5 protein-coding genes are annotated in these 4,182 nt (G+C 61.9%); 2 read left to right on the top strand and 3 right to left on the bottom strand.

What is annotated here, in order from left to right; genetic code table 11:
• Nucleotides 1-651, bottom strand: a 651-nt coding sequence (locus MPJ51_RS16295; RefSeq protein ID WP_298388859.1) for an AAA family ATPase, incomplete at its 3' end; no start/stop codon positions are given.
• Nucleotides 652-715: 64 nt separating this feature from the next.
• Here MPJ51_RS16295 and MPJ51_RS16290 point away from each other — a divergent pair.
• Nucleotides 716-1,276 (top strand): DUF1285 domain-containing protein, encoded by a 561-nt coding sequence (locus tag MPJ51_RS16290; RefSeq protein WP_298388857.1) that lies wholly within the window; start codon nucleotides 716-718, stop codon nucleotides 1,274-1,276.
• Here MPJ51_RS16290 and MPJ51_RS16285 read toward each other — a convergent pair.
• On the bottom strand, nucleotides 1,273-2,235 hold the full coding sequence (locus MPJ51_RS16285) for a DMT family transporter (RefSeq protein ID WP_298388855.1): 963 nt from the start codon (nucleotides 2,233-2,235) through the stop codon (nucleotides 1,273-1,275). The genes MPJ51_RS16290 and MPJ51_RS16285 overlap by 4 nt on opposite strands.
• Nucleotides 2,236-2,387: 152 nt before the next feature.
• Here MPJ51_RS16285 and MPJ51_RS16280 point away from each other — a divergent pair, with 152 nt between their 5' ends.
• Nucleotides 2,388-3,143: a TIM barrel protein gene (locus tag MPJ51_RS16280; protein WP_298388853.1), complete on the top strand. Its 756-nt coding sequence runs from the start codon at nucleotides 2,388-2,390 to the stop codon at nucleotides 3,141-3,143.
• Nucleotides 3,144-3,213: 70 nt separating this feature from the next.
• On the opposite strand, the gene MPJ51_RS16275 is transcribed toward MPJ51_RS16280, so the two are convergent.
• Nucleotides 3,214-4,182 (bottom strand): DNA polymerase (locus tag MPJ51_RS16275; protein ID WP_298388851.1); only part of this gene is annotated, 969 nt, incomplete at its 5' end.

The following is a 4,182-nucleotide window of genomic DNA, read 5'->3' as shown; positions in this document are numbered from 1 at the left end:
CAATTCCTCTTTGGTGAAAATCTGATGGGCCTCATCCTCGGCCACGCCCGTGGTGGCCAGCAGGATGTCGCGTTCGGTCTGACGGTCGGGATATTCCACGTCGATCTGTACAAGGAACCGGTCCAGCTGCGCCTCGGGCAGCGGATAGGTGCCTTCCTGTTCGATCGGGTTCTGGGTGGCCAGCACATGGAAGGGCACGCCCAGCGCGCGGTCTTCACCCGCCACGGTCACCGTGCGTTCCTGCATCGCCTGCAACAGCGCCGACTGAGTACGGGGACTGGCACGGTTGATCTCATCCGCCATCAACAGCTCACAAAAGATCGGGCCGGAGATGAACCGGAAATGGCGCGAACCGTCATCGGCGGTATCCAGCACTTCGGACCCCAGAATATCCGCAGGCATCAGGTCCGGCGTGAACTGGATGCGATTGCCATGCAGGCCCATCACGGTCGACAGCGTCTCGACCAATCGCGTCTTGCCCAGTCCCGGCAGGCCGATCAGCAACGCATGCCCGCCGCACAACAGCGACGTCAGAGTCAGGTCCACGACCCGCTCCTGCCCGATAAAGCGGCGGGTGATCGAGGACTTGGCCTCTTGCAGCTTGTTTTCCAGCGCTTCGATCTCGGACACGAGGTCGGCAGGTTCGGACATGGTTTTCCCTTCCGTGGACTATTATGATTGAAGTGTATCGCGCTGAGAGGAAATGGCAAAAGCAATGAGCGGACAAAAACCTGTGAAACCTTCGCCCGATGGTCTGGCGGCCTCGGTCAAAGCGGCCAAAACCCGGGGTTTACCGCCCGTTCACCTGTGGAATCCTCCGTTTTGCGGCGATCTGGACATCCGGATCGCAAAAGATGGGTCGTGGACTTATTTAGGCACGCCCATCAACAGGTTCGAGCTTGTGAAGCTATTTTCCTCAATTCTTAAGAAAGAAGAGGGGAAATATTTTCTGGTCACCCCGGTGGAAAAGGTGGGAATCACCGTCGAGGACGCGCCGTTTGTGGCGGTGGATTTCGATGCAACGGGGGAAGAAGAGGCGCAGAACCTGACATTCACCACCCATGTGGGCGACACGGCCATGGCCGGGCCAGACCATCCGATCCGCCTGTCCGATGGCACGCCCTATGTACTGATCCGCGCCAATCTTGAGGCGCGCATCGACCGCAAAAGCTTTTATCGCCTCGTCGAGATCGGCACCCATCATGGCGACTGGTTCGGCGTCTGGTCCGGCGGGCAGTTCTTTCCCCTGATCGCCTCGGACAAGCTGGAAGGTTAAGCGGCGCGCCGAGGACGGTCCTGCGCCAGCACCACGGCCAGCGCCACGATGGCGGCACCCAGCGCGCGGGTCCAGTTCCACTCTTCCCCCAGAACCATCATGATCACCATCACGTAAAACGGCGCTGTGTTGATATGGAACGCGGCCAGCGCCACGCCCAGCTTGCCGATGGAGCCGACAAACAGGAACTGGCTCAGCCCCATGGCAATCAGCGAATAGATCGCCAACATACCCAGCTGTTGCCCGTCCACCGGGCGCGACGGCATCACATCCCAGCCTAGCTGCCCGACCAGCAGGACCAGAAACCCTGCCGTGATCAGACCGCCGACAAAGGTGATCGTGGTCCGCCCGGTCTGGCTAAGCTCGGGGAAGTCCCGTTCTGTCGCCAGACTGGCCCAGCAGAAGAACCCGGTCGACAGGATAGCAACCACCGCCCCCAAACCCAGCTGCGCCGGGGCCATGGCGCTGGTGGCAATCAGCCCGCCAATAATCGAGACCACAACGCCCAAGCCAAAGTTCCAGTGCAGCCGCCGTGTGCCCATCGCAAGTTCCATCAACGTCGCCACCAGGGGCGAGCACGAGACGATGATGGCCACCGTCACCGGATCGGTCAGTTTCTGTGCCAGAATAAGCAGGAACATCCCCACACCCAAACCGCAGCCGACACGCATCGCATGCCCCCAGCGCGCATTCCACACGCGGGTCGGGCCGTCCATCAGCAGCCAGAGCGGCACCATGACCAGCACCGCCAGACTCAGCCGCGCGGCCAGCAGGGCCACGGGCGGCCAGGATTGCAACAGCACCTCTGCCGCCGGAAACCCCGCCGCCCAGGCCAGCATCGACGCCACACCCAACCCGTTGCCGGATAAGGCAGAACTGCGTCCACTAGATATAGAAAGGGCGTTCCCGCGCACGGGTTCGGGGCTCATCGCCATTCGGTTCAGACCTTTTGTTGGCACGGCGGTTCCGTAATGATTCGCCGCGATGCCCCGAACCTCTCTGATTAGCGAACCGCGTTCTGGTCGATTTTCGACAATCTGTCGTTTTCAGTCCCTTTCGCGGATCACGTGCTGTTGCTAGGCTCCGCGCGACACCTGCCCCGAGACCGCTCATGCCCCGCTTTGCCGCCAATATCTCGCTGCTCTTTACCGAGCTTCCTTACCTCGACCGTTTCCAGGCCGCCGCGCAGGCCGGGTTCAACGCGGTCGAGATTCTGTTCCCCTATGATCTGGCCGCCAAGGAGACCCGCCGCGCGCTGCTGGCCAACGGGCTTGAGCTGGTGCTGATCAACGCACCGCCCCCGAATTACACCGGCGGCACACCCGGTTACGCGGCAATCCCAGGGGGCGAGGGGCGCTATCAGGCCGATATCAAACGCGTCATGCGCTATGCACAGGCGCTGAAACCCGGTCTCATCCACATCATGTCGGGCTATGCGTCAGGGCCGCAGGCGCGGGACAGCTTTGTGCGCAACCTGCAATGGGCCGCCGATTTCGCCCCGCAACAGCAGTTCACGATTGAACCGCTGAATCCGGTGTCCCAGCCCGACTATTTCCTGAACGACTACACTCTGGCGGCCGAGGTTCTGGATCAGGTGAACCGCCCCAATATCGGTCTGCAATATGACAGCTTTCACGCGCAGATGATCCACGGAGACGCGCTTTCGATCTGGCAGGATCACCAGCACCGGATCACCCATGCCCAGATCGGCGCCACCCCGGACCGCTCGGAACCCGGGCGTGGCGAGATGGACTTCCCCGCACTGTTCGAGATGATCGAGGCCAGCAGCTATACCGGCTGGGTCAGCGCCGAATACACCCCGTCAACACAACGCACCGAAGCGTCACTGCACTGGCTGCGAGATTAGCACCCCGGTCAGCCCCCAAAGGGCTGACCCGCTGCAAAGAGGGCCCGCCGGGCCTGATGAGCAGCGCGCCTTAATGCGCCTCGGCCCAATTCGCGCCCTGCCCCGCATCCACGGACAGTTTCACATCCAACTTCACCGCCGGGTCCGAGGCCCCCTCCATCACATCGCGTGCCACGCCGATCACCTGATCCACCGCATCCTCGGCCACTTCGAACAGCAATTCGTCATGCACCTGCAACAGCATCTTGGCGGGCAACCCGTTGATCGCATCCGGCATCCGCACCATCGCGCGCCGGATCACATCCGCCGCCGTCCCCTGAATCGGCGCGTTGATCGCCGCACGGCGCGAGAACCCGGCATGCGGCCCCTTGGCGTTGATCTCGGGCGTGTGGATTTTGCGCCCGAACAGGGTCTGCACATAGCCATGCTCTTTCGCAAAGGCGATGGTGTCGTCCATATAGGTTCTGATCCCCGGGAAGCGCTCGAAATAGCGGTCGATGAACCCCTGCGCCTCGGCCCGCGGGATGCGCAGGTTGCGCGCCAGACCAAAGCCCGAAATGCCGTAGATCACACCAAAATTGATCGCCTTGGCCTGACGGCGGATATCCGGCGTCATCTCGTCCAGTGGCACATCGAACATCTCGGACGCGGTCATGGCGTGAATGTCCAGCCCATCGGAAAACGCCTGTTTCAGGGTCGAAATATCGGCGATATGCGCCAGAATCCGCAGCTCGATCTGGCTATAGTCGAGGCTGACCAGCACATTGCCGGGCTCGGCAATGAACGCCTCGCGAATGCGCCGTCCTTCCTCGGTCCGCACCGGGATGTTCTGCAGGTTCGGATCGGTCGAGGCCAAACGCCCCGTACTGGCCCCCGTGATCGAATAAGACGTATGCACCCGCCCCGTATCGGGGTTGATATGGGTCTGCAGCGCATCCGTGTAAGTCGATTTCAGCTTGGACAATTGCCGCCAGTCCAGCACCCGGCGCGGCAGTTCATGCTCGGTCGCGAGGTCTTCCAGAATATCCGCCCCGGTCGA

The organism is Ruegeria sp., from assembly GCF_028066395.1.
GTDB lineage: Bacteria > Pseudomonadota > Alphaproteobacteria > Rhodobacterales > Rhodobacteraceae > Ruegeria.
Note: the sequence above shows the minus strand (reverse complement) of the source record. Positions and strands in the feature narration are given on the sequence as shown.